The sequence below is a fragment of the Allobosea sp. FG18 genome, from assembly GCF_057809495.1.
Genome location: NZ_JBMDKB010000038.1, coordinates 1 through 24790, shown reverse-complemented (window position 1 = coordinate 24790; position 24790 = coordinate 1). Strand labels below are relative to the sequence as shown.

At 65.2% G+C, this 24790-nt stretch carries 29 protein-coding genes; 19 read left to right on the top strand and 10 right to left on the bottom strand.

The features are described from left to right. Positions 1-289: 289 nt before the first annotated feature. On the top strand, positions 290-499 hold the full coding sequence (locus tag ACODTJ_RS27170) for a hypothetical protein (RefSeq protein ID WP_488851083.1): 210 nt from the start codon (positions 290-292) through the stop codon (positions 497-499). Between the two features lie 64 nt (positions 500-563). Continuing rightward, positions 564-920 (top strand): DUF2958 domain-containing protein, encoded by a 357-nt coding sequence (locus ACODTJ_RS27165; RefSeq protein ID WP_488851081.1) that lies wholly within the window; start codon positions 564-566, stop codon positions 918-920. A 145-nt stretch (positions 921-1065) separates the two neighbouring features. Here the strand turns inward: ACODTJ_RS27165 and ACODTJ_RS27160 are convergent, their stop codons facing one another. After that, positions 1066-1359, bottom strand: a complete 294-nt coding sequence (locus ACODTJ_RS27160; protein ID WP_488851079.1) for a hypothetical protein — start codon at positions 1357-1359, stop codon at positions 1066-1068. 37 nt (positions 1360-1396) lie between these two features. Continuing rightward, entirely contained in the window at positions 1397-1942 is a 546-nt protein-coding gene (locus tag ACODTJ_RS27155; protein WP_488851077.1) for a plasmid fertility inhibition factor family protein, read from the bottom strand. Between the two features lie 189 nt (positions 1943-2131). Here ACODTJ_RS27155 and ACODTJ_RS27150 point away from each other — a divergent pair, with 189 nt between their 5' ends. From ACODTJ_RS27150 to ACODTJ_RS27110, 9 genes are all read left to right on the top strand, one after another. Continuing rightward, entirely contained in the window at positions 2132-3076 is a 945-nt protein-coding gene (locus tag ACODTJ_RS27150; RefSeq protein WP_488851075.1) for an AAA family ATPase, read from the top strand. A gap of 9 nt (positions 3077-3085) precedes the next feature. Beyond that, entirely contained in the window at positions 3086-3646 is a 561-nt protein-coding gene (locus ACODTJ_RS27145; protein WP_488851073.1) for a recombinase family protein, read from the top strand. A 79-nt stretch (positions 3647-3725) separates the two neighbouring features. Continuing rightward, a complete protein-coding gene (locus ACODTJ_RS27140; RefSeq protein ID WP_488851071.1) occupies positions 3726-4835 on the top strand; it encodes a hypothetical protein in 1110 nt (369 codons plus the stop codon). Positions 4836-4848: 13 nt separating this feature from the next. Continuing rightward, positions 4849-5475, top strand: a complete 627-nt coding sequence (locus ACODTJ_RS27135) for a hypothetical protein (protein ID WP_488851069.1) — start codon at positions 4849-4851, stop codon at positions 5473-5475. Next, entirely contained in the window at positions 5468-5854 is a 387-nt protein-coding gene (locus ACODTJ_RS27130) for a hypothetical protein (RefSeq protein ID WP_488851067.1), read from the top strand. Before ACODTJ_RS27135 ends, ACODTJ_RS27130 begins: the two co-directional genes overlap by 8 nt. Positions 5855-5958: 104 nt before the next feature. Beyond that, positions 5959-6393, top strand: coding sequence for a hypothetical protein (locus ACODTJ_RS27125; RefSeq protein ID WP_488851065.1), 435 nt, complete (start codon positions 5959-5961; stop codon positions 6391-6393). Between the two features lie 281 nt (positions 6394-6674). Beyond that, positions 6675-7445, top strand: a complete 771-nt coding sequence (locus ACODTJ_RS27120; RefSeq protein ID WP_488851063.1) for a helix-turn-helix domain-containing protein — start codon at positions 6675-6677, stop codon at positions 7443-7445. Positions 7446-7708: 263 nt separating this feature from the next. Beyond that, the gene (locus ACODTJ_RS27115; RefSeq protein ID WP_488851061.1) at positions 7709-8134 is read left to right on the top strand and encodes a hypothetical protein; all 426 of its coding nucleotides are present in this window, start codon (positions 7709-7711) and stop codon (positions 8132-8134) included. A 177-nt stretch (positions 8135-8311) separates the two neighbouring features. Beyond that, positions 8312-8779: a MerR family transcriptional regulator gene (locus tag ACODTJ_RS27110; protein WP_488851059.1), complete on the top strand. Its 468-nt coding sequence runs from the start codon at positions 8312-8314 to the stop codon at positions 8777-8779. Positions 8780-8973: 194 nt separating this feature from the next. Here ACODTJ_RS27110 and ACODTJ_RS27105 read toward each other — a convergent pair whose 3' ends face one another. The 5 genes from ACODTJ_RS27105 to ACODTJ_RS27085 are packed head-to-tail and all read right to left on the bottom strand — an operon-like array spanning position 8974 to position 11767. After that, the gene (locus ACODTJ_RS27105) at positions 8974-9408 is read right to left on the bottom strand and encodes a type II toxin-antitoxin system PemK/MazF family toxin (protein ID WP_488851057.1); all 435 of its coding nucleotides are present in this window, start codon (positions 9406-9408) and stop codon (positions 8974-8976) included. After that, positions 9408-9638, bottom strand: coding sequence for a hypothetical protein (locus ACODTJ_RS27100; protein ID WP_488851055.1), 231 nt, complete (start codon positions 9636-9638; stop codon positions 9408-9410). The genes ACODTJ_RS27105 and ACODTJ_RS27100 overlap by 1 nt, the downstream gene beginning before the upstream one ends. Positions 9639-9646: 8 nt before the next feature. Next, positions 9647-10447 carry a hypothetical protein gene (locus ACODTJ_RS27095; protein ID WP_488851054.1) on the bottom strand — a complete coding sequence of 267 codons (801 nt, stop codon included), beginning with the start codon at positions 10445-10447 and terminating at the stop codon, positions 9647-9649. 59 nt (positions 10448-10506) lie between these two features. Next, positions 10507-11319, bottom strand: a complete 813-nt coding sequence (locus ACODTJ_RS27090; protein ID WP_488851052.1) for a nucleotide-binding protein — start codon at positions 11317-11319, stop codon at positions 10507-10509. Between the two features lie 34 nt (positions 11320-11353). After that, positions 11354-11767: a hypothetical protein gene (locus ACODTJ_RS27085; RefSeq protein WP_488851050.1), complete on the bottom strand. Its 414-nt coding sequence runs from the start codon at positions 11765-11767 to the stop codon at positions 11354-11356. 264 nt (positions 11768-12031) lie between these two features. On the opposite strand from ACODTJ_RS27085, the gene ACODTJ_RS27080 reads away from it, so the two are divergent. From ACODTJ_RS27080 to ACODTJ_RS27045, 8 genes are all read left to right on the top strand, one after another. Next, on the top strand, positions 12032-12334 hold the full coding sequence (locus tag ACODTJ_RS27080) for a hypothetical protein (protein WP_488851048.1): 303 nt from the start codon (positions 12032-12034) through the stop codon (positions 12332-12334). Positions 12335-12348: 14 nt separating this feature from the next. Then, complete coding sequence (gene mobF / locus ACODTJ_RS27075) at positions 12349-16611, top strand: MobF family relaxase (protein ID WP_488851046.1); 4263 nt, start codon at positions 12349-12351, stop codon at positions 16609-16611. Positions 16612-16718: 107 nt separating this feature from the next. Continuing rightward, entirely contained in the window at positions 16719-16937 is a 219-nt protein-coding gene (locus tag ACODTJ_RS27070; RefSeq protein WP_488851044.1) for a hypothetical protein, read from the top strand. Further along, a complete protein-coding gene (locus ACODTJ_RS27065) occupies positions 16937-17698 on the top strand; it encodes a hypothetical protein (protein ID WP_488851042.1) in 762 nt (253 codons plus the stop codon). Before ACODTJ_RS27070 ends, ACODTJ_RS27065 begins: the two co-directional genes overlap by 1 nt. A gap of 8 nt (positions 17699-17706) precedes the next feature. Continuing rightward, positions 17707-20022, top strand: coding sequence for a type IV secretion system DNA-binding domain-containing protein (locus ACODTJ_RS27060; protein ID WP_488851040.1), 2316 nt, complete (start codon positions 17707-17709; stop codon positions 20020-20022). Positions 20023-20037: 15 nt separating this feature from the next. Further along, the gene (locus tag ACODTJ_RS27055; protein WP_488851039.1) at positions 20038-21249 is read left to right on the top strand and encodes a hypothetical protein; all 1212 of its coding nucleotides are present in this window, start codon (positions 20038-20040) and stop codon (positions 21247-21249) included. Beyond that, a complete protein-coding gene (locus ACODTJ_RS27050) occupies positions 21249-22103 on the top strand; it encodes a hypothetical protein (RefSeq protein ID WP_488851037.1) in 855 nt (284 codons plus the stop codon). Before ACODTJ_RS27055 ends, ACODTJ_RS27050 begins: the two co-directional genes overlap by 1 nt. Positions 22104-22276: 173 nt before the next feature. Continuing rightward, positions 22277-22492 carry a hypothetical protein gene (locus ACODTJ_RS27045; RefSeq protein WP_488851035.1) on the top strand — a complete coding sequence of 72 codons (216 nt, stop codon included), beginning with the start codon at positions 22277-22279 and terminating at the stop codon, positions 22490-22492. Between the two features lie 73 nt (positions 22493-22565). Here ACODTJ_RS27045 and ACODTJ_RS27040 read toward each other — a convergent pair whose 3' ends face one another. The 3 genes from ACODTJ_RS27040 to ACODTJ_RS27030 form a co-directional block, all read right to left on the bottom strand. Beyond that, complete coding sequence (locus ACODTJ_RS27040) at positions 22566-23381, bottom strand: ABC transporter permease (RefSeq protein WP_488851033.1); 816 nt, start codon at positions 23379-23381, stop codon at positions 22566-22568. Position 23382: 1 nt separating this feature from the next. Then, positions 23383-24297, bottom strand: coding sequence for an ABC transporter permease (locus ACODTJ_RS27035; RefSeq protein WP_488851031.1), 915 nt, complete (start codon positions 24295-24297; stop codon positions 23383-23385). Beyond that, positions 24294-24790 (bottom strand): TOBE domain-containing protein (locus tag ACODTJ_RS27030; protein WP_488851029.1); only part of this gene is annotated, 497 nt, incomplete at its 5' end. The genes ACODTJ_RS27035 and ACODTJ_RS27030, both read right to left, overlap by 4 nt.

The window sequence follows — 24790 nt, the reverse complement described above, 5'->3', positions numbered from 1 at the left end:
TGCGAAATATCACGATTACGACAGCGAAATCAGCGACTTACTTGGAGAATGTGGGTTAGAGCGCTCGCCCCCTTCGGAGGCGGGCGCTTTCGCGTGGCGGCCAGCTCTCCGCTGTATGTGCCACCGCGTGTTTGCCCCGGTCCTTTGTGGCTGGTCTACGGGCCGCGTTCCCGTTTTCAAGGGCAAGCGTTGCGCCTTCGGCGCCCTTGAAACCGCTCTCTTTCCGTCCCGTCCACGACCGCCACGACCGGGAGCAATCACGCTCCCGAGAGCACGCGGAGAGACGAAGATGGCCACCCCCAAGAGCGAAAACGCCACCGAAGCGAAGCGCAGCAACCTCCCGACGCACGGCGTCTACGTGGTCGAGGGCGAAGGCGAAGGCAGCTTCTGGACGAAGGTCGGCGCCGCGTGGGCGCACAACGACGGCCAGGGCTTCAACATCAACATGACTGCCGTCCCGCTGACGGGCCGGCTCGTTCTCCGGGCTCGCAAGGACTGAGCCGATCAACCCGGGCCGGCCCTTCGGGGCCGATCCCGGGAGGGAGTAGGGAAAGGAGGGGACCATGACGCCGAACATCTTTTACGCCCCCGACCTGAACCGTCTCAGGTGGAACGGGCAGCAGCGGGCCGCAGGTGCGCAGACGGATTTCGCCCCGGTTGTCCGGCTCTGGTTTCCGAACACGCCTTGCCAGTGGTTTCTCACCGACTTGGACGTGGAAAATGAGGACTGGGTCTACGGCCTCTGCATCAGCGGAAACGACGACGCGATTGAGCTCAATTATTGGAGCCGGACGCAGTTCGAGCGCTTGGCGGCCGTGCCGGGAAGCTTCCGCCTTCAGTCGAGCAGCCGTTTCGGGTTTCACACCCCGCTTAGCAACTACCTGAAGGCCGTCGCCCGCAAGAAGGCTATCGGCTTCTAGATACGACAAAGCCCCCGGCCGAAACCGGGGGCTTTAATCCGTCTAGCGGACGAGACGACCCTTGCGGGACGTGTCTCTTGCCGGCCCGAGGGCCGGCCTTGGCGCGAGCGCCACCCCCATAATGTGCGGACCTGGTCGGACGATTTCAATCGTCTTCGTCGCGGATCATAGGGGCATAACTTGGCATCCGATCGCGCTGGCCCGTCCGGCGCAGATAGAGCACCCACGGCTTAGGCTCAGGATGCGCCGAGTTCCCGCCGGCCCGGCCGCAGCCTGTGCATTTCAGGGCATGCGCCACTCGATTCATGTCGGCATCATCGGGCAGCGGTAGCGCGCCAGCATCGAGCATCGTCAGCCGTCCGCAGACGGTGCATCGCGCCATCACCTGAATCCGCTCGCGCCGCAGCTCGCCTAGCGTGATCGGGATATCGCGGCCCATCTTTGCACCTCGAGGCGAGAGAACAAAGACAGAACGCTTAGCGTCGGCTGTCGATCCAAGCAAACAGCCTTTCATGCCAACTCGGCACCGAGACCGGCGGAATCGTGGAAATGTCGATCGCTTCCGGAGGCGTCGGCAGTTGCGCGACCGGCTGATACTGAACCGGAGGGCTGGCGAGCACGGCGGCCCGCCCCGCCTCGCCGATCGCCGCGTAATCTGCCGGCAGGATCGAAGCTTGCTGATCGATCCCGAACAGGGCGCGCGCGAGCTGCGCCGCTTCCGGCCGGAAATAGATCGGGATCGCTTCCACGCCGTGGTCAATGCACCACCGGACGCGGTGCCGACCGTCCGAGAAGCCCACGACCTTATCCGGCCGAGGACCATCCTCATGCAGCGCCCGAAGGCCCGAGATGCCTTCGACAATGTCGATATCGGCGAAGCCAGCATCCGCAATGTCGCATTTCAAGCCGGCCGGGAGCCGCTTGCTGTGCATTTCGTAGCGGTTTTCCTGCCCGCGCTTACACCTGACGAGGTGCGGCGCCAGATAGGCGTCAGTACACCAACGCCAGTTGCGTTCGAGCAAAATGGCGCTGCACCAGGTCACGACCTGGTTGGATGATCCCGCGTATTGCTCGACCCATTGGATTTGCATTCGTTCAGCCTACCAGAGGCCGGCGAGCTGGCTAGACCATTTCAAAAGGAAATCCTTTTGCACGATCTGCGCCGCTGTGATAGATCAGCGACTTAGGCGTTTCAAAAGGGTGCTTTCAAAATGTCCGAGTCTGTGGCCCGATCCAATGACGTTCCAGACGGCTTCACTCTGGCTGACCTCATCGGCCCTATGGACCCGCAGGAGTTCGAGAATCCGCCGCAGCCGCTTGGCCTTGTGGTTTGCCCGCGCGACCCGGACAGTTTCTCAGATGCCGAACACAGTCGCCATCCGCTCATTTGGAACGTCGCGGACAAGCATATGCGGCTTGTCCCCCGTCCCGACCTCGCCGTGGTGCGAGCCCAGCTCTGCGCCGAGTTCCCTCATGCCCAGGCCGTGATTGATCGTATCCTTAGCCCGCTCGCCGGGCGTGAGACGATCTATCTGCCGCCGATCCTGCTAGTTGGAGCCGCCGGCTGCGGAAAGACCCGCTTCGCCCGCCGGCTCGCCGAGGCGCTGGGAATCCACCTCTATCGATTCGATGCCAGCCGAGCGACCGCCGACCGCTTCGCCGGCACCGAGCGCCGCTATCACAGCGCCGAGCCGTGCCATCCGCTGATTGCCATCGGCACAGCCGATCATGCAAATCCCGCAATCTTGCTTGACCGGGTAGATAAAGCGATCGCGGCAACTTGGGATGCTCTGTTGGGCTTCCTTGAGCCTGAAACCGCCGCCCGCTATCCGGACCCGTTCATGCAGGTCAATCTAGACCTGTCATACATTTCCTATGTCGCCACCGCCGAAAGCGTCAGGCTCCCGGCCGCATTGCTGGACCGGTTCCGAGTGATCGCGTTCCCTTCAGCCTCTCCCCGTCTCCCGTCCCTACTCCCTTCCGTCATGGCAGAGATCGCCCATGACGCCGGGCTTGAGCCGGAATGGTTCGAGCCCTTGACCCGGCCCGAGCTGGACGCCATCCGGAAAGTCTGGCGCAACGGCTCATTCCGGAGCTTGAGGCGGATTTGCGAGGCGGTTTTGACCGCCCGCGACCTCGCCGCCACCCGAAACTAGGAGCGCAGCATGTCGCGCACAATCGGCTACGTCCGCGTTTCGACGGACGACCAGAACCCCGCGATGCAGCGCGAAGCTCTTGAGCATGCCGGCGCTAGTGTCATCTTCGAGGACAAGGCATCCGGCGCCGTGCCGCGCCGCGTCGGCTTGAATGACGCCCTCGCCGCGCTCCAGGCCGGCGATACCCTCGCCGTGTGGAAGCTAGACCGGCTGGGCCGATCGCTGCGGCAGCTCATCGAGACAGCCGAGACGATCCAGGCGAAAGACGCCTTCCTGCGCTCCCTCACGGAGTCCCTGGACACCAGCACCGCCGCCGGCCGCGTGCTGTTCCATGTGCTCGGCGCCCTCGCCGAGTTCGAGCGCGAGAGCATCCGCGAGCGCGTGACGGCCGGCATGGCCAGCGCGAAGCGCCACGGCAAGCATGTAGGCAGGCCGAACAAGATCAGCGGAGCGCAGATCGAAGCCGCGCAAACCATGCTCGCCGCCGGCAAGACAAAAGGCGAGATCGCACGGGCGCTTAAGGTCTCTCCCGCCACCCTCTGGCGGCATCTTACGCGCGATCAAAACTAGGCAATAGATTCCTAGTTGGCCTTGCATATTTCAAAATTGTCGGATACCCTTTTGCAATGTCCTTTTGAAGGAGGTTGCATTGCGTCCCGACCCGACGAAACCGAGGCCCGAAGACGATCCGCTTGAGCTGGATCGTCGCTGCCGCGAGGCCCTGAACCGCGAGCAGACCGCCCGCGACGCCATCCGCGCCACGCGCGAGAAGCGCGAGCGACTGGACGACATCCAGCAGGACGAGGAGACCCGTCGCGAGCTGCGGAACACCGCGTTCCGCAAGCAGGCGGCCGAGGACGAGGCCCGCGCCCAGGCGAAGCGGAAGAAGAAGCCCCGCCGGGCGGCGCCGTCTCGCCGCCGCGCCCGGAAGGGCGCCGCCGGCATCGTCAGCGATATCCTGTTCGGTCACGGCCTGTTGCTGATCGTGATGGCGTTCGCCAAGGCGCTCCGGGCCGCAACGACCAGCGGCTTGAGCGCGATCGGCGCCTTGTTCGCCGGCAGATCAGCGGCGAGCAGTGCGGTCGATGACATGCCGTCCGCCGAGAAGGCGGTTGCTGGCGTGACGGTCGCTGCGACCGTCGCGCGGAACGCGACGCGACCGGGGGCGCCGTCTCCCAAGATGACGGCTGAAAGCGCCGCGTTCCTCGCCGCGATGTACGAGTCCGATCGCCGGCCGATCGAGGAGGTTCGCGCCGAGCTGGCGAAGCGTGATCGGGAAAAGAAGCTCCCCGGCTTGCAGGCGCTGGCCCGCACCGCGTCCAAGGAGCTTTACGGCAATCCGAAGTTCTATGCCGCCCTCGCAGGCCGCGTGCTCGGCAATCTGGACCGCGATAACGACGCGGCCGGCGCCTACCACATCATTGCGAGCTGGAATCAGCCCTTCGCCGACGCCCTGTTTTCCGAGGAGCTGAACGCGGAGGACGAGGGCTTTCAGACGCTCCGCGCGAAGCTCCTCACCATGGTCGAAAAGCATGGCGATCCGGAATTGGCCATGAGCCATGTCGCGGTTGAGACCGTCACAGAGCTTAGCGCTTTCGTGAACCGGTCTTTTCCGAGCGCCGGCCCCGAGATGACCGCAGACGGCGGCGAGGTCGGCGCAAGAACCGTCGAGCGTCGGCAGCAGCCGAAATTTAGCGGCTCCCCGCCGGCCGACGACGACAAGGCCGATTATGAGCCCGCCGGCCCGAAATTCCGCTGACCGAGATCCCACCATGCGTTTCACCGAAGATTCCGGCTACGGCCTGCGCTTTCAGCCCTACGCCACCACGCCCGAGCGCGTCAGCATGGACGAGCTTTTGGAGAGCTGCGTTGGCCTCACCGCTCGCGATCCCGCCGACCTCTATGAGGTTGCGCTACGCCACGTCGTTCCGGTCTGGCGCCGCTGCGCGCCCTGGACGACGCTTGTCCTGGTCCGCCAGTTCGATCTTGCTTACTGGCAGGGGCTTTTTGAGCGCCCGACCGAGACGATTTATCTCGCCGTCACGAAATCAGGGATGATCCCTCAGTTTCCGCATTCCCTTGTCGGTACGCTCCACCATGAGATCGCGCATGCGGTCGCCGAGCGCCTGCCGGCGTGGGAACAGGCCGTCTATGAAGCCCTCTACGGGGGCAACTATGGCGACGGTTACAGCGACGCCCCGTGCGAGCGAGTAGCGCGCATGTATGAAAACCACGCCTGCATTGCTGATGAGCTTGGCGGCATGCCGCCGGCAGTCGCGGATTTCGTCCTAATTTATTCGGGCGAGATCGCCCGCCGGATCAAGGAATCCGACTTCCCGAGCAAGAAAAAGCCGACCCTCCTTTCTCGCTTCCTGTCGCGGAGCACGACCGATGCTTGATCCGAACACTTGGCTTGTCGATTTCTTCCGCAAGCAGCTCGATATCGCTGAGGCCAAGCCTCAGTTGATCGATTCCGAGCGCGTCGGTCGCGATCTGGACCGCGCCTTGCGCGAGCTGGACGCTCGCAGCCGCGACCTTCCCGAGGCCCTGGCGCTGGCTATTGCCGCGCTGCCGCCGGCCCTCGGAAACATCTATGACCGCGTCGGCGATCCGACCCTTGAGAACCTGCGCTATGAAGTGGCGCAGACGGACGAGGCCGATCGCGACGGAATGACGGTCCTCGAGGCGACGGCCCGGCTTTTCTGGCTCTGGCGGCAGGAGGCCCGCAGCCAGCGCGAAAAGCTCTGGAATAGCCCGAATGTGGTCGTCATCCGGTGAGGGGGCGGCTTGTAGATACGGAACGACTCGGCGCAGGTAGGATTGAACCCGCAATCCTTGTCGAGTCGCCCATGGTAGTCCGCCAGAAAGCCGCCCCGAGCGAGATGACCGGCGCCGAGTTCGCCGACGCTCTGACGGCCCTTGGCGAGTCGCAGTCAGGCTTTGCCCGTTGGGCCGGGATCGCCGGCCGGACGATCCGGCAGCACATCGCCGATGTGCCGCCGATCTACGTCATGCGCCTGCTAGAGCTGCGCCAGCGGCTCCATGTCCCCCAGGCCGGCGAAGCGCCGACCTTGGACGAGCTGCGCAGCGCGCTCGCCCCGCTGCTTCGCCCCCTGGTCGAGGACACCGCCGCCCAGGGCTGGCCGAAGGAGTTGCTGGCCGAATTGCTGACCGAGCTGGCTCGCGATTTGAAGGTGGAAGCCCGCCAGGAGCGGAAGGCCGAAAAGGCCGAATCGAGGCGCAAGCCAGTCTCGCGGAAGTCAATGCCTAAGACGATTCGTGCGACTTCCGAAGTAAGCGCCGTCAAAAGCAACTGAAATCGTTGAGCTATTCACCGATTTGGCAGTGTGATCGCGATCACGCTACCATAACTGCATCGAATCGTTCGATTCGATGACTTCCGGCCTCAGTCGAGGGAAACGACAGGGGATCGGAGGACGCCCGTAGCAAACCAATAGAGGACAACCGGACGGCTCAGAGCTGGGAAAGAGCATCAACGCTAGCAACGCTGATCTCCGTCCCCTGCCCGAATAATATAGCCTGTAGCGCCTAGCAGCGCAACGGGAACGGCTGTCTGCATCCTCAGAAACGAGGACGAATGAGCACGCTCGCCTATGCGGCAGAGCGGCAGCGTCAGCCTGTGCGCCGACGCAGCCATAAGGTTGGACATCAGGAAGCGAACTTCTGGCGCGCCATGCCGCGCGAAGGCGTCCGCAATATCGTCATGGCAGCTCGCCGCTTCGAGCTTGCCGAGCGCAAGCCCGGCTCCCGCAACGGCCCGTTGGGCGCCGTCGCGCTCGAACTCCTAGAGCTGATGGCGAGCCTCGTTTGCTACAAAACCGGACGCCTTGAGCCGTCGATTGCCACGATGATGAGCCGCATCAAGCGCTCCCGTGACGCCGTCGTGCGCGCGCTGAAGAACCTGAAGGAGCACGGCTTCCTTGATTGGTTCCGCCGGTACGAGCCCACCGAGGGCGCTGGCGATCGGGGACCGCAGGTTCAGCAGACCAGCAACGCCTACCGGCTCGAACTGCCGGCGAAGGCGATGCAGCTCGTTCGTCGCTGGCTCGCTCGCCCGCCCAAGGTTCCGGACGACATCGCCCAGGAGCGCCAGGAGCGCACCCAGCAGCGCACCACATGGGAGGCGAGCCTGTCGCTCGTCGAGCGGACAGCTCTGAAATTCGAGCCCGGTTCCGCCCTCGCGGAGAGCATGGCCCGCATGGCGAAATTGATGCAGGAACGTGAGTCCGCCAAGCAGACAGAATGCCAAGCTAATTCTCTTACTAGAGATAATCGGACGCCGCTGACCGGGCCGCTCCGCGTCCCTGCGGCGGTTCCGAGGCGCGCAGAAGGCGCCTCGGGGAGCTAACCGAGCCTCTGAGCCGATCTGTTGGCGCCTGATCCTGCTCTTTGAGGGAGTAGGGCGGGGGGGGTTGCAGCCGATTGGTGCCTTTGGCTGGCAGGGAGCCCCGCCCAGGCGGGGTTTAAGAGTCCCGGCTACCCGAGGCCCTTCTGATCGGAAAGCCGTTCCACGGCCTTCCTTTCCTACTCCCTGAAATTGACGAGCCGCACTAGCGGCTAGGCGGTGAACGCCTAATAATCGGGCGTCAGAAACAACCGATGGATTCGCAGATGCCCGCCCGTCAGTTTTTCATTGCCGAGCACGTCTTTCCGGATGCCGGCGAGATCGTGATTGATCGGCTTTATTCCACCACCGCCGTCATCGAGGAGTCTCCGGAACTGGCGGTTTTTCAGGCGTTGAAGGCGAGGGGGGAGCTGACAGAGGACACGCCGCAGGAGCTTGAACAGCTCGGCGCCGCCCTGCACCTGTTTGCGATCGAGACCCCGCTAGGCGTCTCGTTTGACGAGATCGTGGAATATCGGGTTGCCCAGGAGCGCGACACGCTGCGGCCCGGCGCCGAGGTGAACGAGCTGCATTGCGTGTCGTTCACCGGGCCGGACCTTTCGTTCTATCTGGCGATGCCCGGCTTTCTGGTCGATCCGAAGCGCTTTGGCGCCATCCCTCGCCGCCGCGCCTTGTCGAAGGAATGGCGATGAGAGGAACCGCGCAGCGCTGTTGACACCATGGCCGGGGAAACCCGGCCTTTTTCATGCCTGCCGCGGATCCTCGTGGTTAACATCGCGTCAACCCGATCGTGAGACCTTGCGAGACCATCGCCGTGACCGTCGCGCGGAACGCTGCGCGACCCCGGCGAGACCGAGGAGGGTTTCACCATGACGAGCTTGAGCCTTGGACAGGCCGCGAAGCTCGCGGGCGTCGGTAAGACGACGATCCAGCGCGCTATCACTGCCGGGCGCCTAAGTGCGACCCGCAAGGATGATGGCGGCTATTCCATCGACCCGGCCGAGCTATCGCGCGTCTACGACGTTCGGCCCGAGCGGCTGGAGAAGCGGGACGCCCAGGGCGACGGTCGCGCGGAACGGGACGCGACCCACCGTGACCAGGTCGGCGACCAGGTTGCCGGCGATCCGGAGCTTGCGAGCAAATTCGCCGTGGTAGAGGCGCAGCTTGCCGGCATGCGTCAGCTCGTAGAATCCGAGCGGGCGAGGGCGGATGCGGCGGAGAAAGATCGGGACCGTTGGGCCGCCCAGGCCGAGCGGCTGGCCTTGTTGACACCGCCGCCAGCGGCGCCGAAGCCCGCCGGCTTCATCGGCCGGCTGTTCGGCAAGAGCGCAGCCTGAAAAGAAGCGACCCCCGGTTCCGTTAGGAGCCGAGGGCCGATCGATAAACATGGCCGAATGGGTACGGCGAACATCGTCTATATGGATAAGATAGGCTCTAAAGTCAACCTACTAGGATCAAATCACTAGGTTGGTGACTATGATCAGCTCGCTATGATCAGCTCATATAGCAAGCCACATCCATATCGTTAGAGCTAGAGATGGGCGACTAGACGGCCGAGCCCGAGCGCGTTCAGCGCGGCGGCTTGGCAGGCCCGCCGATCGGCCGCGTTGAGCGGCGTCCGAGCAGCCCAGCCGTTGACGGTGAGACGGTCGAGCCGGGTCAAGCTGACAGCCATCATCATGTCGCCCTTGAGCCAGGAATCTTGCCCGATAAAGCGATATGTCCCGGCCGCGATGAAGTGGTGATATGCCTTCACGGGGGAGGGGGCGAGCGTCGAGAACGGCGCCACCATGACCAGATCATTCGCCGCGTTCGAGTTGAGCACCACGACGTGCCGGCGCTTGTGCATCTCCGGTTGGACCGAGACAGGCGGATGGTTCAGCGGGAAGGTGGCAGGGTCGCGGGGATCAGGCCCGAACTCGCACAGCAGCACGTCGCCGACTGACGGCCGATAGACAATCGCCATCAGTCTTCAAGCGCCTCATATTCGTCCCGGCTGGGCCAGTCGGTACCGTTGAGCTGGGATAGCGCCTTATCGAGCGCCCCGCGCGCGGCCAGGAGCCGCGAGCGGAGTTCCGAAGGATCGGCGATGATGTTGTGGCCGTTGACCATGGCTGAATCCAGCCGATCGCGGGCAAACACCATCTCATCAACGATCGCATGCGTCGCAGCGCGCGCCTTATCGAAATTCGTCATGGTCCCCCTCAATCGATCAGCCAGCGAACAGGGCGCCAGCTCGCCACGGAGCGCAAGAGCTTGCGCCCCAGCAGGCCGGCGAGGAGGCCACCGCCCAGGAGCCAGAGCGGCCCCCAGCCGGCGAGCCAGTCGAGCAGACCCGAAGCGATCGAGCTGGCGCCGGCAAGAGCCGGCGGCCTGCTCGCATCGAGCCAGAGCGGGACTTCGCAGTAGCGGGCACCTTCCACGGTGCGCGCGCGCGCAGAGCCCGGCCCGCAGGCCCGCAGGCTCGCGTTCAAGTCCGGATTGACCTGCATGAGCCCGAGCCACGTCGCGGCGTCGGCGCGCGCGACGATCGCGCCGTATTCCGTCGCCAGCCCGGAGACGTTGGACCGGCCCAGACCATAGCCGACGAAGCCGCCGACCAGGGCGACGGCGAGGGCGCCGCCGATCAGTTGCAGGCCGAGCCGCGTCCGCTGGACTTGCGAAGCTTCCGCGATCCCGGCCTTGACCGACCTCGTCAAGGTCGCGGCGGCATCGGCCGCCATGTGGTCGAGATCAGCCGCCGCCTGCTGTGCTGCGGCTTTGGCGATCGGGCCGACTGCCTTCGTAGCGGTCTCTTCTACCCGAGCGGGCAGGGCAGCATTGGATTCGAGAACGAGCCCCGACACCTTATCGAGCAGGCCGGTAAGGACGATGAAAATCGCAGTCGGATCGCTCGGCGGAATGCCGAGATCGGTCATGCGGCGCCAAGCCCGATCGCGGGTTTCGCGATCCAGCCCGAGGGCTTCCGCAGCCTTGTCGAATTGGAGCTTATCTTCCGGTCGCATCCCAGCCTCTACGCCACGCCGAAGGAAGAGAGGGCCGGGCTAGAGCCCGGCCCGCTATGTCAGAGCCCGAGGAGCGGCCGAGCCGGCCCGAGGGAGCCGGCGAAGTCCCGGCGGAACTTGCTGATATGAGCCCGCTCCGTGATGGTCAGGCTCGTATCGCGCTCGGCCGTGCTGAACGGCATGTTCTCCGCATCGACCTTGGCATAGGTGCCGGCCGGGATCGCCGGCAGGTCGATTTCCACGCCGCCCAGGGCGAGGAGCTTTTCGCGGGTCTTTCCACCCTTCGCGACGCCCTTGCCATCGGTGAAGCCGTGCCAGAACGGGAAGTCAGCCTCGCCCTTGCCCCAGCGGCCATTACGGATCGCGATATGATCGACCCGATCGCCGGCCAGTTCGATCCAGCGCGCCACGGACTGCGCTGCGCCGATTTCGGGCGATAGAACATGGACCACGACGACGCGATAGCCATGCTCCTCATAGGCGGCCAGGAGGCCGTCCAGGCCCTCGCCGTTGTCAACGATCCGCGTCAGGTCCGCGAGCGAGCCGCCGGCCAGATCGTGGATGATCACGCCTTCGCCCGTGGAGATCGCATCCAGCAGCGTGTTGCGCTCGCCGTCCGCGCGGACGTTGTAATAGCCGACGCCCTTCGTCGGCACCTGATCGGATTCGACCCGGCCGGCATCGTCACGCGATCCGAGGACGCGGACCAGGGCGCCCACGCCGCCGTCAGCGTCATAGGCGGCGATCGTCGCCCCCTCGCTCCGGAGCTGGTCAATCATCGCCCGAGCGACGACGCTCTTGCCGACGCCGCCCTTTTCGCTCGCGATCAGAACGACCCGCTTCGCGCCGTTCGCCTTGCTGTTCTTCGTCATAGATAGTCCCTTCGATTGACCGACTGACTCGACGCTACACGTCGTCGTCACCGAGCTTGTGACCGAGCTTCGCCTTTCCCTCTCCCGATGCAGCGCGAGGCGCTGATGCGAGTTCGGAAGGCTTAGCCGCTGGCGTTTCAACGCGATTCGTTTCGCGTTTCACTTCATTGCGCTTTGGCGTTCGCTTGCGCGTATCGCCAGCACTCGCGCGAAGCTGCGCAACATATTGGCGCAACGTTCCAACCGAGATTTCAATCTTGTTCTTGGCGAGCCTGTCGCGGATTTCAGCGTCGCTATAACCGCGCTCTTTCAGTTCGAGCAGCAGCGGCAGCAATTCGGCGATCGTCTCTTTCAGCGAACCGAGCCGGCGCTTTGCGGGAGCCTGATCGCGCGCCGCGATCAGGTCCGCTTTTACGGCGGCTAGCGGATCGTCGTTCGATTCGGCCATGTGATACCCTTCATTTCAATCAGCGTATGCACATGAATTACATATCGCTACACTCCGTATAACGCGGATTCGCATATGCAGCAAGATCGATATCATCGCGGAAAAATTCCTGCCGCCGAAGGCGGCGAATTTTTTTTGACTCCCGCTGACATCAGCAGCATATTGTTGCGGCGGCGTTATAGATTTCTGTTCTTTGACGCATGACGCATCTGCGATGCTGCTTTCTGGCCTTCTGGCCAGTTAAGTGCTTAGGGAGACAGGGTTATGGCTGGCCACATGCCTGCTAAGAAGGTTTCGGATCGCCAGCGGATCAGCGTCGCGCCCGAGGTATGGGAGGCCGTCGAGTCGGTTGCGCGGATGCAGCGCGTTCACCCGTCTACCGTCGTGGAGCGCGCCTTGCGAACCTATCTGGACCCCGCCGACGTGATCGCCCAGGCCGCGAAACTCAGTCGCGATATGTCTGTGACCGTCGCCGAGATGCGCGACGAGCTGCGCTTGATCGCGGATACGATTGCCAGCGCTATGCCGGCGGAATTTGATGTGAACGACGGCGAAACGTTGGCGTAACGAGGTGTAGCGTCGTGTTCAATTCGACCAAGATCAAAGGCGTAGAATACTTCTACACCATGAACAAGGACGCCGCCCAGGCGCAGGGCTTGAGCCCTCATGAGATCGACAACGAAGGCAACCGCCGGGACTATGTCGATTATCTCGCCGACAATGGCGCAGGCGAGGAGCCCGGCCGTTGGCTGGTCCTGAAATCGTCCGCAGCTTCCTCCCTTCCTACTCTCTCGCCCTTCGCTTCATTGGTCGATGGCGGGGCTGTTTCGGGCCGCGTTCTGCGCGACCTTAGCGCCGGCAAAGACCCGACGACGGGCGTCGTCATCGCCAACCGGAAGCGGGTGAAGGAGGGCGAGCCCCCGAAAGACCCCGGCGGCTACGACAACCAGATTTCGCTTGTGAAGTCGGTTTCGCTCCTCAAGGCGTTCGGCTCCGAGGATCAGAAAACCCGGCTGTCCGAGATCGAGGAGGCCGCCTATCGCAAGACGATGCAATGGGCGATGGATCAGGGTCTTTTCGTGACCCGGATCAACAAGGAGCTGATCCCGGCGGCCGAGGTTATCACGGCCATGTTTTCGCACTCGACATCGCGGGCGGAAGACCCGCAGTCGCACATTCATGGCGCCACCATGAAAATGTGCGTCGGTGCAGACGGCCAGATTCGGCAGCTAGATAACTACCTCCTCAAGAAGTACGGCGGGGCGATTGCCGCCTATCATCGCGCGGAGATCGCCAAGGGCGTGCGCGAGATGGGCTATGCCGTCGAGCGCGACGGTCGCAATTTCCAGATCGCCGGATTCCCGCCCGCCATCCTTGAGCTGTTCAGCAAGCGCCGTGCGGACATCGAGAAGCTGGCCAAGGAAAAGGGCTTCGATACCGCCCAGGCCCGGCAGGCCGCCCAGGTCGCGAGCTTTGAGACCCGAGCCGATAAGGCGTTCACGCCTCTCGCGGAGCTCGAAGCGCGTTGGGATCGCGAGCTTGCAGCTAAGGGCTGGTCTCGCGAGGCGATTTTGCACGGCCTCGAGGTGGCCGCCCGGCTCGCCGAGGAGAAGCGTCGCGCGGACCTGGTCGGCGACCTGGTCAAGGATCAAGCGGAGGGAGAGGAGGCCGCGGCTCCCGTCGAGGAGAGCCCGGAGGACCGCCGGAAGCGCCTGAACGGTCTCGTTATGGAGGCGATCGAGGCCATTCAGCAGAACGACGCCGTTTTCACCCGCGCCATGTTCTACAAAGAGGCGTTTGAGGCGTTGCAGTGTGATGCCGGCGCCGACGAGGCGATGGCGATCGTCAGCGGTCTAGAGGCGTCAGGCGTCATCAAGCAGATTGCGAGCCCGGAGGGCCAACCGCTCTATACGACTGCCGCCATGGAGGAGATGGAGCAGGCCATTTTGCGGACGGCCTACACTCGCCGGGCCGAGCGGGAGTTTGTGCCGCAGGCGATCATTGATCGCACGATCGCCAAGGCCAAGGCTCAGCTCGCCGAGCAGAAGCGGGCGCTTACCGATGAGCAGGAAGGCGCCATCCGTCACGCCCTGAATAAGGACGGCGTTGCCGTGATTCAGGGTGCCGCCGGTACGGGTAAGTCATTTTCCACCCGTGTCAGCAAAACCGCGCTTGAGGCGGCCGGCTATGAAGTGCTCGGCCTCGCGCCGTCGTGGAAAGCGGCCGACGTGCTGCGCCAGGACGCCGGGCTTGACGACGACAAGGCCATGGCCCTCGCCAAGTTCCTTGCTGGCGTCCGAAGCAACAAGATCGAGATCACCAATAAGACCGCGATCGTGCTGGACGAGGCCGGCATGGTCGGACATCGCGAGATGAAAGCCCTGATGGACATCGCCGCGAAAGCGGGGGCGAAAATCATCCTGCAGGGTGACGTTCAGCAGTACCGAGCCGTAGCAGCAGGCGCCCCCATGGCCGCCATGCAAAAGCTGATCGGCAGCGCCAAGCTCGGCAATATCCAGCGTCAGCGCGGACGATCGGAGGCCGAGGCGGAATGGATGCGGGCGGCGTCGGTAGACCTATCGACCGGCGATCCGAACCGCATCGGGCGCGCGCTCCGGAGCTATGACGAGGTCGGGGCAATCACCTGGGCGAAGGATTCCGACGCAGCCATAGCGCGAGCGGTTGAGAGCTACATGGCGCACTTGAAGGAGCGCCCGACTGAGACGCGGACCATCCTGACGCAGTGGAATAGCGACGCCCGGCGCTTGAACGAGCGGTTGCGCGAGCAGCTTCGTGAAGCGGGTTTCCTGTCCCGTGAGAGCGTAGACATCGCCGTTATTCCGCGAGGCGCGAAGGAAGGCGCCAAGCCCATCACTCTCGATTTTTCCGAGGGTGATGAGCTGATTTTCGGCGAAAACGTCCTTGTAGACGGCACCATGATCCGGAACGCCGATATTGGCCGGCTGGTCAGGATCGACGCGACCGACCCCGCCAACCCGGTGTTGACCGTCGAGCTGCGGAAGGGCGCGACCGTGACCGGTACCGTGCGCGACTTCATCGGCTCGCGGCCCGATCCCGAGGAAGGCGAGGAGCCGGCGCCGACCGGCCCGAAGTTCCAGCATGCCTATGCCATGACCGGCCACGCCAGCCAGGGCGCTTCGCTCAACAAGGCGATTGATCTGCGGTTGCAGCAGAACGGTGCGAACGGCTCCTATGTGTGCGCGACCCGCCACATCAACGAGCTGGAAATCATCGTCGATTGCGAGCGCATCGCCGACAAGATCGGCGCAAAGGCGCCGGCCAGCTTCGCAGTAGGCGGCGGCTCGGCGGCCGGCCAGATGAAGACGGCCGAGGAAGGCGAGCACAACGAGGAGCCGAGCGAGGAGGATATCCGCGCGGAGTTCATTGCGGAGTGCTGCGGAAAAGACCCGATCGGCAACGTTTCCGACCACATCAAAAATGTGCGGGAATGGCTCGGCATCGAGCCGGCCGCGACGCCCGTCGTCGCCAATCAGGAGGCCCCGAAGGTTGCGGAAGCGCTGGCGCCGCGCTTCCGCCGCATCCCTGGACAGGCCGACCCTATCCACGCCCAGGCGAAGCCTAGGCCGGCCGAGGAGCTGGCGGCCCGGATGGAGACGAACCGGAAGCACCCCGCCCCGCAGCCGAAGCGGATCACGCCAGCAGAGTTTGAGGACTTCATTCGCCGCGACCTTGGCGCCTACGTCGAGGCTCATGGGTTTAAAGCGACAGAGCAGTGGAGGCGCGCCGAGGGGGCGACGATGGAATATCGGGTTTTCCATCAGGAGGGCGGACTTGGCCGCATCTCCGTGTCCCGCCATGACGATGGAACGTGGGGCTTCCTGAAATCCGACAAAAGCGTCATGGGCCGCATTTGGGATTTCGAGGCATGGCGCACTGGCAAGAGCTTTGGCGCCGCCGCTCATGCCCTGCGGGCATATTTCCGGACCAGCCCAGCGACCCCCCTTCCCGTTACTGTGACCGGTCGCGTGGAACGCGGTGCGACCCCTGCCGCGACTGGCTTGAAAGCCATTGCCGATCGCCAGCGCGAGGAGGCCGAGCGGAAGCGCAAGCAGGACTATTTCCAGGGCCAAATCAGGAGGAACTGGCACACCATGTCGAGTGCCTTGAACAATTACCTTGTGAAGGTTCGAGGCATCGCACCGGCTATCCTTGAGCGCTTTAGGTCTGAAATCCGCACGGAGCGCGCTGGCCCGCATTCCATCGAGGGCGTGGCGTGCTTTGCGCACCGCGATCTGTCGGGCGCGATCACCGGCTATGAGCGCAAGGGCGAGGGCTGGCAGGATGGCGGCAAGCGATCCTTTAGCGAGATGGTCAAAGGTAGCGCCAAGCGATTCACGCAGATGGGCGACACCAAGGCCCCAAGCCGCATTTATGTGGCCGAATCCGCCGTTGATGGCCTGTCTATCTATCAGCATGACGGCCAGCCCGAGCGGGCTTTGATCCTCTCGCCGTATGGCAACCCGAGCAACTTCGCGTTGGGCGAGTTCCGCAAGCTGATCGAGCGGCATCCCCAAGCCGAGGTTCATCTTGCCATGGACAACGACAAGGACGGCCGGCGCTTTGCCGAGCTGTTCGAGGCCGAGGTTAAGGCAGCTCGCGGCACTGAGGCTGGCGTGATCGATCGGAAACCGGGCGACCAGTACAAAGACTGGAACGACCAGCTTCGCGGGATCACTCGCGAGATGGCAGAGAAGGCGAAGGCCGAGCGTCAGGCGGCCGAGGAGAAGGCCCGCCGCGATGCGGAGGCGAAGGCCCGCGAGGAAGCACAAAAGCGTGCATATCGCCCCGGCCCTCGCATGTAACAACTAGGCAATGAACGCCTAATTGTTAAAATGCGAGTATCGATCTCAACCGCATCCTAGAAGTTGTCTGATGAAGTGATGATCGAGTCCATCATTAGGAGTCGGTCATGCCGCGTCAGACCCCCACCACAGCGACGACCGCCGTCGTTCTGACACAGGATCAGCTCGCCTTGCTCCGCAAGGCGGCGCTGGTTCGCAGCCTCACCCGCAATCAGCCGCGTGTTTCCGTCTCCGATGTGGTTCGGGAGGCGATCGACGCCTATTCCGCCCAGCTCATCGCCGAGACCGAGATTTTCGGCGAGCTGCCCCGCAAGGTTCCTGCCTGATGAATGCTCCCCTGCCTGCCGGCGCCCTCGTCGCCGCGACCCCTGCCCCTGCCTCTGTGACCGGTCCCGTGGAACGGCCCGCGACCCCTGTCGCGACCGCCGCCCAGGATTGGGAACAGCTCATCACGCCCGGCCATGTGCTCGGCCATCGCCTCGCCCGAGCTGGCCGTTACGCCTTCGCTGCGGCGCTGCCGGCGTTCGCTCTGTCCGTTGCCCTGGTCGCGGGCTTCGTGACGAACCGGGGCGGCGAGACCATCCGCGCACTGCCCCTGCCGCAGGTCACCATGCCGGGCTTTCTCCGGAACGCTCTGACCTACGACCCGGCGACCTATGTCGATCTCGGCGCCGGCCAGCGGGCCGATTATCGCCTTGCATGGCTTGGCGACATCCCGCGCGCCAAGGGTCTCAGCGAGCCGGAATGGATCGAGCTGAATAAGGCCGTGCTGTCAGACGTGCGGTCTTTCGGCTTCATCACGGATCGTTACACCGCGTTACCGGCCCTCGCGACCGCGCCCAAGGTGACGCGCCCCGAGCGCGCTCTTGGGGAACACCGCGACCGTCTCGCGACCGGTGTCGTGACCATCCCGGCCCAGGGTCAGCCGACCCGCGTTCACGTCGTCGCCATGGTCAATGGCGCATGGGCGTGGACCGTGATCGAGAGCAACAGCCGGTGCAGCACCTACGGCGCCGCAACCGCCCCGAGCTGCGTCGCGCTGCCGAACGCCTCGCCCCTGTTCAACGACCTTCGCCCGAGCAAGTGAGCCTAGCCGTGTCCTTCATCGACCGCATTGCCGGCGCCCTGCCCGGCTTCCTCGCCCGCCGCTATGGCGATCATTCTGACGCCATGATGCGCGGCGACCGTCTCGCTGCGGCCCGCGAGTATTGGCCCGCAGATCAGTGGCCGACGCTCTATCGCGACATTCCGGCCGACATTCGCCGGCCTGTCGTTTGGGATGGCCGCTTGCTTGGCGGGCATGCCGTCACCTGGCTCGCATGGCGCCACCTGTCTGCGGATCTCGTTACCGAGATCGCAGCACGTTCCGGCCATGCCGCGAAGCGCGCCAGCTTGATCCTGTTCGTCCTGATGCTGGCCTATGTCGTGGTCCGTATGTGGAACGGCGGCGACGGCGAAGCCTATCCGCATTGGGCCGCCGAGATCGGCGCCGTCATGCCGATCGCGGCCTATTATGTTCGCGCGGTCCTCGCAATCCTGTTCGAGGCGATCAACGCCGTCGCCTATGCGGCGATCACGGCCTTGCTCGCCTTCCCGGCCTTTTGGGTTTTCGGCTTCTGGCGCAGCCTGAAAGGCTGGTTCAACGAGGCCAGCGAACCGCTGCGCACGCCGACCCGTGACGCCCTGCTGATCTGGAAAGCCCGTTCCGATATCCGCCCGGCCGAATATCGCGCCTATGCGCGACAGGTCGAGGACGCCGCGACCCGTCTCGCGACCGTCCCGCTGGTCGCGGTCGGCGAGGCGACGGGCACGCTTCGCGCCCGTGGCGACATGGAGGCTCCGAGCGCCGGTCAGACCGTCGCATTTGACGGCGAGAGCATCCGTCAGCACGTCCTTGTGCTCGGCGGGACCGGTGTCGGTAAGACCCGCCTTGTCATGCGCCCGCTGTTCCAGCGGATCATGACGGCCGGCTGGGGCGCAGGCCATAAGATCGGCGCCTATGTCACCGATGGCAAAGGCACGCTCTGGCGCGACGTGCTGCCGACCGTGACCGGTCGCAGCGACGTGCGCGTGATCGGTACCGCCCCGGATCATTTCGGCGTGGACTTGCTCGCCGGCATGACACCGCTCGAAATCGCGACCACCTTCAAGGCCGTCTCCGGACAGGTCGCAGGCCGTCCCGCCGATGATTTTTGGCCCGAGAGTGCTTCCGGCCGCATCATGCACGCCGCCGCTATCGCCCGCGTGCTCGACATGGACCCGCAGAGCCGCGAGGCCGACGATTGGGGCGGCTTCCGTCCCTATTCTCTGCTCGGCCTTGCGAAGCTCGCGACGGACGATGCCGCGCAGGGCCGCGCCTGTGACCGCGTTCGGGAACTCGCGCGGGCCGAGCCCGGCGAGATCCCGGCGGCCCTCTACAATGCCATTCCCGAGGCGATCGAGAGCGTTGAATGGCTCGTTGGGACTTGGCTGCCCATGGCCCAGGAGACCCGGTCGGGCATCGTCGCGAACATCAACGTTGTGCTCGGCAAGCTCGCCGGCGCCGGCGCCCTCGCCGACCGATTTTTCCGTGGCACTTGCGAGCGCACGGTTGACGTAGACCACGCCTTGCAAGGCGGCGTCATGATGATCGCCGTTGGCGAAACCGAGTTCGGCCTTGCCGGCAAGGTGGTCAACGTCTGGCTCAAGACCCGCCTCTATGTCGCCGCCCGCAAGCGGCTGGTCACGGACCCCGAGGCTTGCCGCCGGACGAGCTGCGCGCTCTTTGCCGACGAGTTCCAGATGCTCGTTACGTCCGGCCCGGATTCGGACGTGACGTTCTGGAACGTTGCCCGTGAAACCGGCGTGTTCCTGATCGCCGCGACGCAGTCGATCGCCGCGCTTCATCAGGTGCTTGGCCACGAGCAAACGTCGAACGTTATCAATCTGTTGCGCAGCAAGATTGTCCTCAAAACTGAGGAGGCCAGCACGATCGACTACGTCCGCAAGCTTGCCGGCGAGAGCCCACGCGGTTGGGAGCCCGAGGCTGAGTTTTTCAGCACTCAGGGCGCCCGCGAGCTGGCCTATCCGGACGTTACGCCCCCGGCGCCGCGTGTCGGCTGGCGGCAAACCATTTTGCCGACCCTGCCCCGGCTGACGACCGCCGGCATGAAGGAGGCCGTCGCGATGGATGCCCGCTTCCTGTTGAAGTCGGTTGGCTTAGGCGGCGGCGGTGGCGCCGCCCAGGAGATCGGCTCCAAACAGGCCGCCGCATGGCGTTCCGAGGACAAAAGCAAGGACGCCCTGACAGGCGGCTTGCAGTGGCGCCCGAAGCTCGAAAGCGACGAGCTGTTGCTCGGCTCGGGCTTCGCCTTCGCCATCATCCAGCGGGCCGGCGGTGACCGTTCCGACATCATCGACCTTGCTGCCTGATAGGAGGCCCCAGCTATGAAGATGCAGATTGGCAGCTACGACGAGGACCGCCGCTTTCCGCCGCCGTCCGCCACGGCTCGCGCGTTCATCCAGACCATGAACGACGAGCGCTCCCATGCGAACAACGCGGCCGACCTCGCCCAGGCTCGCGAGGAAGCCACGGCCCGCAACGACGACCTCGCTATGACCGACATCGACATGCGCGCCGAATATGCCGACTGCGCTCGCGACATCGGCGCCGCGCAGCGCAATGTTGAGCGCGACGAGGCCGCCGGCCGGGACGGCATCGAGGATGCGCGGTCCCAGCTCACCGCCCAGGAGGACTATCTTGCCGAGTTGAAGGAGCGGCATGAAGAGTTCCGCCAGCGTGCCAAGGAGGAGCACGGTCGCGATTTCGGCGCCATCGAGGAGCGCCAGAGCGAGACGGTCAGCGACCGTCACGCGGAACAGGATGCGGAACGGGACGCGACCCCTGCCGCGTCGCAGCGCCAGCGTCCCGGCATGCGTCGGAGCTGGGACGGCGACCGGGCCGAACAGCAGCCCGACCAGCAGGCCGCTTATGAGCAGCGCGGCGAGAGCTTTGCCGGCCGCCTCGCCCGTATGCAGCAGGAGCGCGACGGCGCCCAGGCGAAGCCCGGCCCGTCGCTCCGCGAGCAGTTCGACCAGCTTAAGACCCCGGCGGCCGGGAACCGCGCCGAGACCGACACTCATGCTGCGCTGTCTGGCGCCATCGCTCAGCATGAGGCCCAGCCCGACAAGAAGCTCGGGCAGGCGATCGAGACCACGATGCAGGGCTATCGCGATCGATCCATGGCCGGCCCCGAGCGGTCGCAGGCGCTTGTTGACGTGGCGGCTGCAAATCTCCGCTATGAGCAGAGCCAGGAGCCGCAGGCCCGGAAGATCGATAACGACGATCCGGCCCATTGGAACGGATCGAGCCGGCAGGGCATCGATGAGTCTCATGAGCGCGCCGTTGATGCGTGGTCGGAGCGAGAGCAGCACGCCCGCGACTTCCACGGTAGCGCGGAGCGTTACGCCGCGACCCAGCGTGACCGTCCCGTGGAACGCGATGCGACCCCTAGCCGCGACGACCAGGGCGAGGCGTACCAGCCCCGGCCGGCCGGGTTCGGCCGCCGTTGCGACGCCGTCGATCGCGCCGCCGAGCAGCAGCGCGAGCAGGCTCAGACGCAGGAACAGGAGGAGCGGCGCGGGCCGCGTGTGCGCTGATGAAGACGACCAGCTTCCTCGCGACGGTCGCCGTGACGGTCGCACTGGCGACCCCTGCCCTGGCGCAGATGACGACGGTTGAGGCCGATCACAACGGCAGCCTCATGCGCATCGAAGCCTTTCAGGGCGGCCATACTGTCATCCGCTATGTGCGCCCTCGCGAGGGCTTGCAGAAGGCGGATGTTGTGCCGGGAATGATCGTCTTCACCGGCCAGCTCGGCCGCGACGGCAAGCTCACCGGGAAGGCGTATGCCTTCAAGTCCGGTTGCGGGCCGGCCGATTACGACGTCACCGGCACCGCCGAGGACGCGACGACGCTTGTGCTTCGCGGCCCAGGGCCGCAGCGGAAGGGCTGCGCCGTGGTCGGCTATCGAGAGGACAGCCCGCATTCTGTCCTCAAGTTCACCTTTGGCGCGGGGACGCTGGCTCATCTGTGGGACGATCCAGCTCGGCCGAGGACCGGCGCGGAAATGCGCGAAATCCTCACCCAGCCCCCGCCGCCGTCGCCCGTGACAGCTCACCCCGTCCCGAGCGCTGAGACCGTCCCGCTGCGACCGTCGCAGGTTCCGCCGGCACAGCCCGAAACCCCCGCAGCAGGCCAGAGCACCCAGGCCGCGACGGTTGCGCCAGTGGTCACGCCCGCCCCGGCGCCCCTGCCGCCAGTTCCCCCGGCGATCGAGGCCCAGACGAGGAAGGAGCCCGCGCAGTCTGCACCGGTCCCCGCTCCTACCCCCGCAGCGGTCGCGCCAGAGCCGCCGCGAGTTGTCGCCCCCGTCCCTACTCCCTTGCCGGCGAAGCCGGCCGAGGCTGAGCCAGTCAAGGCGAAGAAGCCCAAGCTGGACGCCGACTTGTAGTCGGCAGCGTCGAGTTCGCCGGCAGAGCCGGCGGCCTTCGCCCTCAACCACATTGCAGCAGCTTAGAGGCGCATTCGTCCCAGCCGGGAGCGGGGAAAAGCTGAAACGAAACCAACGTAAAACAGAGGGGAACGGATATCCGCATCTTCAGCGCCGGCAACCTCGCGGGCGCGATGAATGGCGGCGCGGGCGGCGACCAGTCGGGCGCAGTCGGCGACCTGTCGAGCCAGTTGCTCAGCTTCACCGCGCGGAAGCCGATCCTCGACGAGATCCTGAAGCAGGCCGGGTTCGAGGGCGCCGATCCGACGCAGGCGCTGCTGGCCGCGTCCGTAGGCGGGGCGAGCAAGGCGTCCGCGCAGCCGGCACCTGTGTCCGAGCCGAAGAAGTAGACCCAGGCTTCCACAGGCTATCCACGACGCCGGCCGCTCCCACGGCCGGCGTTTTGTTTATGCCCGCGGCCTCTCAGGTCTCGCTTTTGCCGAAGAGTTGCGACACCGCCAGCAGCAGCGATGTCATCACGATCATGATCGTCGAGATCGCCGCGATGGTGGGGTCGATCTGGTCGCGCAGCGCCAGGAACATCATCCGCGTCAGCGTCGCGTTATCGCCGCCGGAAACGAAGAGTGCGATCACGACCTCGTCGAAGGAGGTCAGGAAGGACAGCACCGCCGAGGTGACAAGAGCGAAGCCGATCTGCGGCGCCGTCACCTGCAGGAAGGCTTGCGTCCGCGTCGCGCCGAGGCTGCGCGCCACCCGCTCCTGATCGAGATCGAAGCTCTTCAGGGCCGAACCGACGATCATCATCACGATCGGCACGGCCAGCATCGTATGCGCCAGCACGATGCCGAGGAAGGAATTGACCATCTTGAGCTGCACATAGGCGTAGAACAGCGCGATGCCGACGAGGATGACCGGCACGATCGTCGGCGTCAGCAAAGCGAGGATCGCGAGCCCCGCAAAGCGCAGGCGCGAGGCATGCAGCCCATAGGCCGCGAGCGTGCCCAAGGGCGTCGCCAGCAGCGCCGTGCAGAAGCCCGCCTTGAACGAGGTCGCGGTCGCCGCCATCCAGCTCGACGAAGAGAAGTAGGCCTCGTACCAGCGCAGCGACCATTCCCGCGGCGGGAATTCCAGATATTGCGACTGGGAAAAGGACATCGGGATGACGATCAGCGTCGGGATGGCCAGGAAGGCCAGAACCAGCGCGCCGAGCCCGTAAAGCCAGAGCCGGGCACGATGACTGATCTGCGTGTCGCTTGCGGGGCGATCGAGCCAGCTCATCTCAATGCCCCGCCCCGAACAGGCCGGCGCCGCGCGACAATCGCGCCGCCAGCACCAGTACGATCAAGGTGATCGCCAGCAGCACGACGCCGAGCGCGCTCGCCGCGCCCCAGTTGAAGAACAATTCGATATCGTTGGCGATGCGGTTCGAGACCATCGTCACCTTGCCGCCGCCGAGCATGGCGGGCGTCACGTAGAAGCCGAGGCAGAGCACGAAGACGAGCGCGGCACCGGCTGCGAGCCCCGGCAGCGAGAGCGGGAAGAACACGGTCCAGAAGCCGTGGACCGGCGTCGAGCCGAGGCTGGCCGCGGCGCGCAGCAGGTTGCGGTCGATCGCGCGCATCGTGCCGTAGAGCGGCAGGACCATGAAGGGCAGCATGATATGGACCATGCCGATCAGCGTGCCGCCCATGTTGTGCACGAGCTGCAAGGGCTCGCTCCACAGGCCGAGCTTCATGCCCCATGTGTTGATGAGGCCGCTGCGCTGGAGCAGCACGAGCCAAGCATAGGTGCGCACCAGCAATGAGGTCCAGAACGGCAGCAGCACCGCGATCATGCAGAGATTGGCGGCCCGGCGCGGCAGTTGCGACAAGAAATAGGCCAGGGGATAGCCGAGCAGGATGCAGATCAGCGTGGTGACGAAGCTGATCTCGAAGGTGGTGCGGAAGGTCCGGCCATAGGAGGGCTCGGCCAGCATGCGCCGGTAATGCTCGAGGCTGAAGCCGCCATTGTCGTCGAGAAAGGACAGGCCGAAGAGCCAGCCGACCGGCACGAGCATGGTGACGGTGACGAGCAGGAGCGCTGGCGCCGCGAGGCCAGCCAGCCCCATGCGCTCGCACCACTGGTCGCGCCGCAAGCCGGCGGCGTGATCGTCGCCGGCCGGACCGGCGGGGTCGAAGGCGCTTACGATCGTCACGGCGCGCCCCGCGCCTCGTCGGGCAGGAGCACGGTATCGGTAACTGCGATGCCGATACGGACCGGCGTTCCGGGTGCCGGCGGCGGCCCCTCGCCACCGCGCGTCGTCAGGCGCAGTGCGACCGGGCTCCCGCCGTTCAGGACAGCCTGAAGGAGCAGCGTGTCGCCCTGATAGACCGCGCCGGTGACGCGGCCGTCGAAGCAGTTCATGTCCTCGCCCTCGCCCGGCCCAAGCAGGTGCAGGCGCTCCGGCCGCAGCACCATCGTGCAGCGCCCCTGCCGCGTCGGCAGGTTGCTGGCCCGGATGATCGAGCCCGCCGCGCGGGCGACACCATCGGCCACCGCGACATCGAGGAAGGAGGATTCACCGATGAACTCGGCAACGAAGCGGCTGCCGGGATCGTCATAGATCGCGCGCGGCGTGTCGATGCGGGCGATGCGGCCGCGATCGAGGATGGCGACGCGGTCCGACATGGTCAGCGCCTCGCGCTGGT

Coding starts and splice junctions, on each gene's coding strand:
- ACODTJ_RS27080 (WP_488851048.1), top strand. CDS start 12,032: ATGGCTGGCCACATGCCTGCTAAGAAGGTTTCGGATCGCCAGCGGATC.
- ACODTJ_RS27065 (WP_488851042.1), top strand. CDS start 16,937: ATGAATGCTCCCCTGCCTGCCGGCGCCCTCGTCGCCGCGACCCCTGCC.
- ACODTJ_RS27170 (WP_488851083.1), top strand. CDS start 290: ATGGCCACCCCCAAGAGCGAAAACGCCACCGAAGCGAAGCGCAGCAAC.
- ACODTJ_RS27120 (WP_488851063.1), top strand. CDS start 6,675: ATGAGCACGCTCGCCTATGCGGCAGAGCGGCAGCGTCAGCCTGTGCGC.
- ACODTJ_RS27145 (WP_488851073.1), top strand. CDS start 3,086: ATGTCGCGCACAATCGGCTACGTCCGCGTTTCGACGGACGACCAGAAC.
- ACODTJ_RS27135 (WP_488851069.1), top strand. CDS start 4,849: ATGCGTTTCACCGAAGATTCCGGCTACGGCCTGCGCTTTCAGCCCTAC.
- ACODTJ_RS27105 (WP_488851057.1), bottom strand. CDS start 9,408: ATGGCGATTGTCTATCGGCCGTCAGTCGGCGACGTGCTGCTGTGCGAG.
- ACODTJ_RS27130 (WP_488851067.1), top strand. CDS start 5,468: ATGCTTGATCCGAACACTTGGCTTGTCGATTTCTTCCGCAAGCAGCTC.
- ACODTJ_RS27160 (WP_488851079.1), bottom strand. CDS start 1,359: ATGGGCCGCGATATCCCGATCACGCTAGGCGAGCTGCGGCGCGAGCGG.
- ACODTJ_RS27125 (WP_488851065.1), top strand. CDS start 5,959: ATGACCGGCGCCGAGTTCGCCGACGCTCTGACGGCCCTTGGCGAGTCG.
- ACODTJ_RS27050 (WP_488851037.1), top strand. CDS start 21,249: ATGAAGACGACCAGCTTCCTCGCGACGGTCGCCGTGACGGTCGCACTG.
- ACODTJ_RS27070 (WP_488851044.1), top strand. CDS start 16,719: ATGCCGCGTCAGACCCCCACCACAGCGACGACCGCCGTCGTTCTGACA.
- ACODTJ_RS27045 (WP_488851035.1), top strand. CDS start 22,277: ATGAATGGCGGCGCGGGCGGCGACCAGTCGGGCGCAGTCGGCGACCTG.
- ACODTJ_RS27165 (WP_488851081.1), top strand. CDS start 564: ATGACGCCGAACATCTTTTACGCCCCCGACCTGAACCGTCTCAGGTGG.
- ACODTJ_RS27055 (WP_488851039.1), top strand. CDS start 20,038: ATGAAGATGCAGATTGGCAGCTACGACGAGGACCGCCGCTTTCCGCCG.
- ACODTJ_RS27110 (WP_488851059.1), top strand. CDS start 8,312: ATGACGAGCTTGAGCCTTGGACAGGCCGCGAAGCTCGCGGGCGTCGGT.
- ACODTJ_RS27090 (WP_488851052.1), bottom strand. CDS start 11,319: ATGACGAAGAACAGCAAGGCGAACGGCGCGAAGCGGGTCGTTCTGATC.
- ACODTJ_RS27085 (WP_488851050.1), bottom strand. CDS start 11,767: ATGGCCGAATCGAACGACGATCCGCTAGCCGCCGTAAAAGCGGACCTG.
- ACODTJ_RS27100 (WP_488851055.1), bottom strand. CDS start 9,638: ATGACGAATTTCGATAAGGCGCGCGCTGCGACGCATGCGATCGTTGAT.
- ACODTJ_RS27095 (WP_488851054.1), bottom strand. CDS start 10,447: ATGCGACCGGAAGATAAGCTCCAATTCGACAAGGCTGCGGAAGCCCTC.
- ACODTJ_RS27040 (WP_488851033.1), bottom strand. CDS start 23,381: ATGAGCTGGCTCGATCGCCCCGCAAGCGACACGCAGATCAGTCATCGT.
- ACODTJ_RS27115 (WP_488851061.1), top strand. CDS start 7,709: ATGCCCGCCCGTCAGTTTTTCATTGCCGAGCACGTCTTTCCGGATGCC.
- ACODTJ_RS27150 (WP_488851075.1), top strand. CDS start 2,132: ATGTCCGAGTCTGTGGCCCGATCCAATGACGTTCCAGACGGCTTCACT.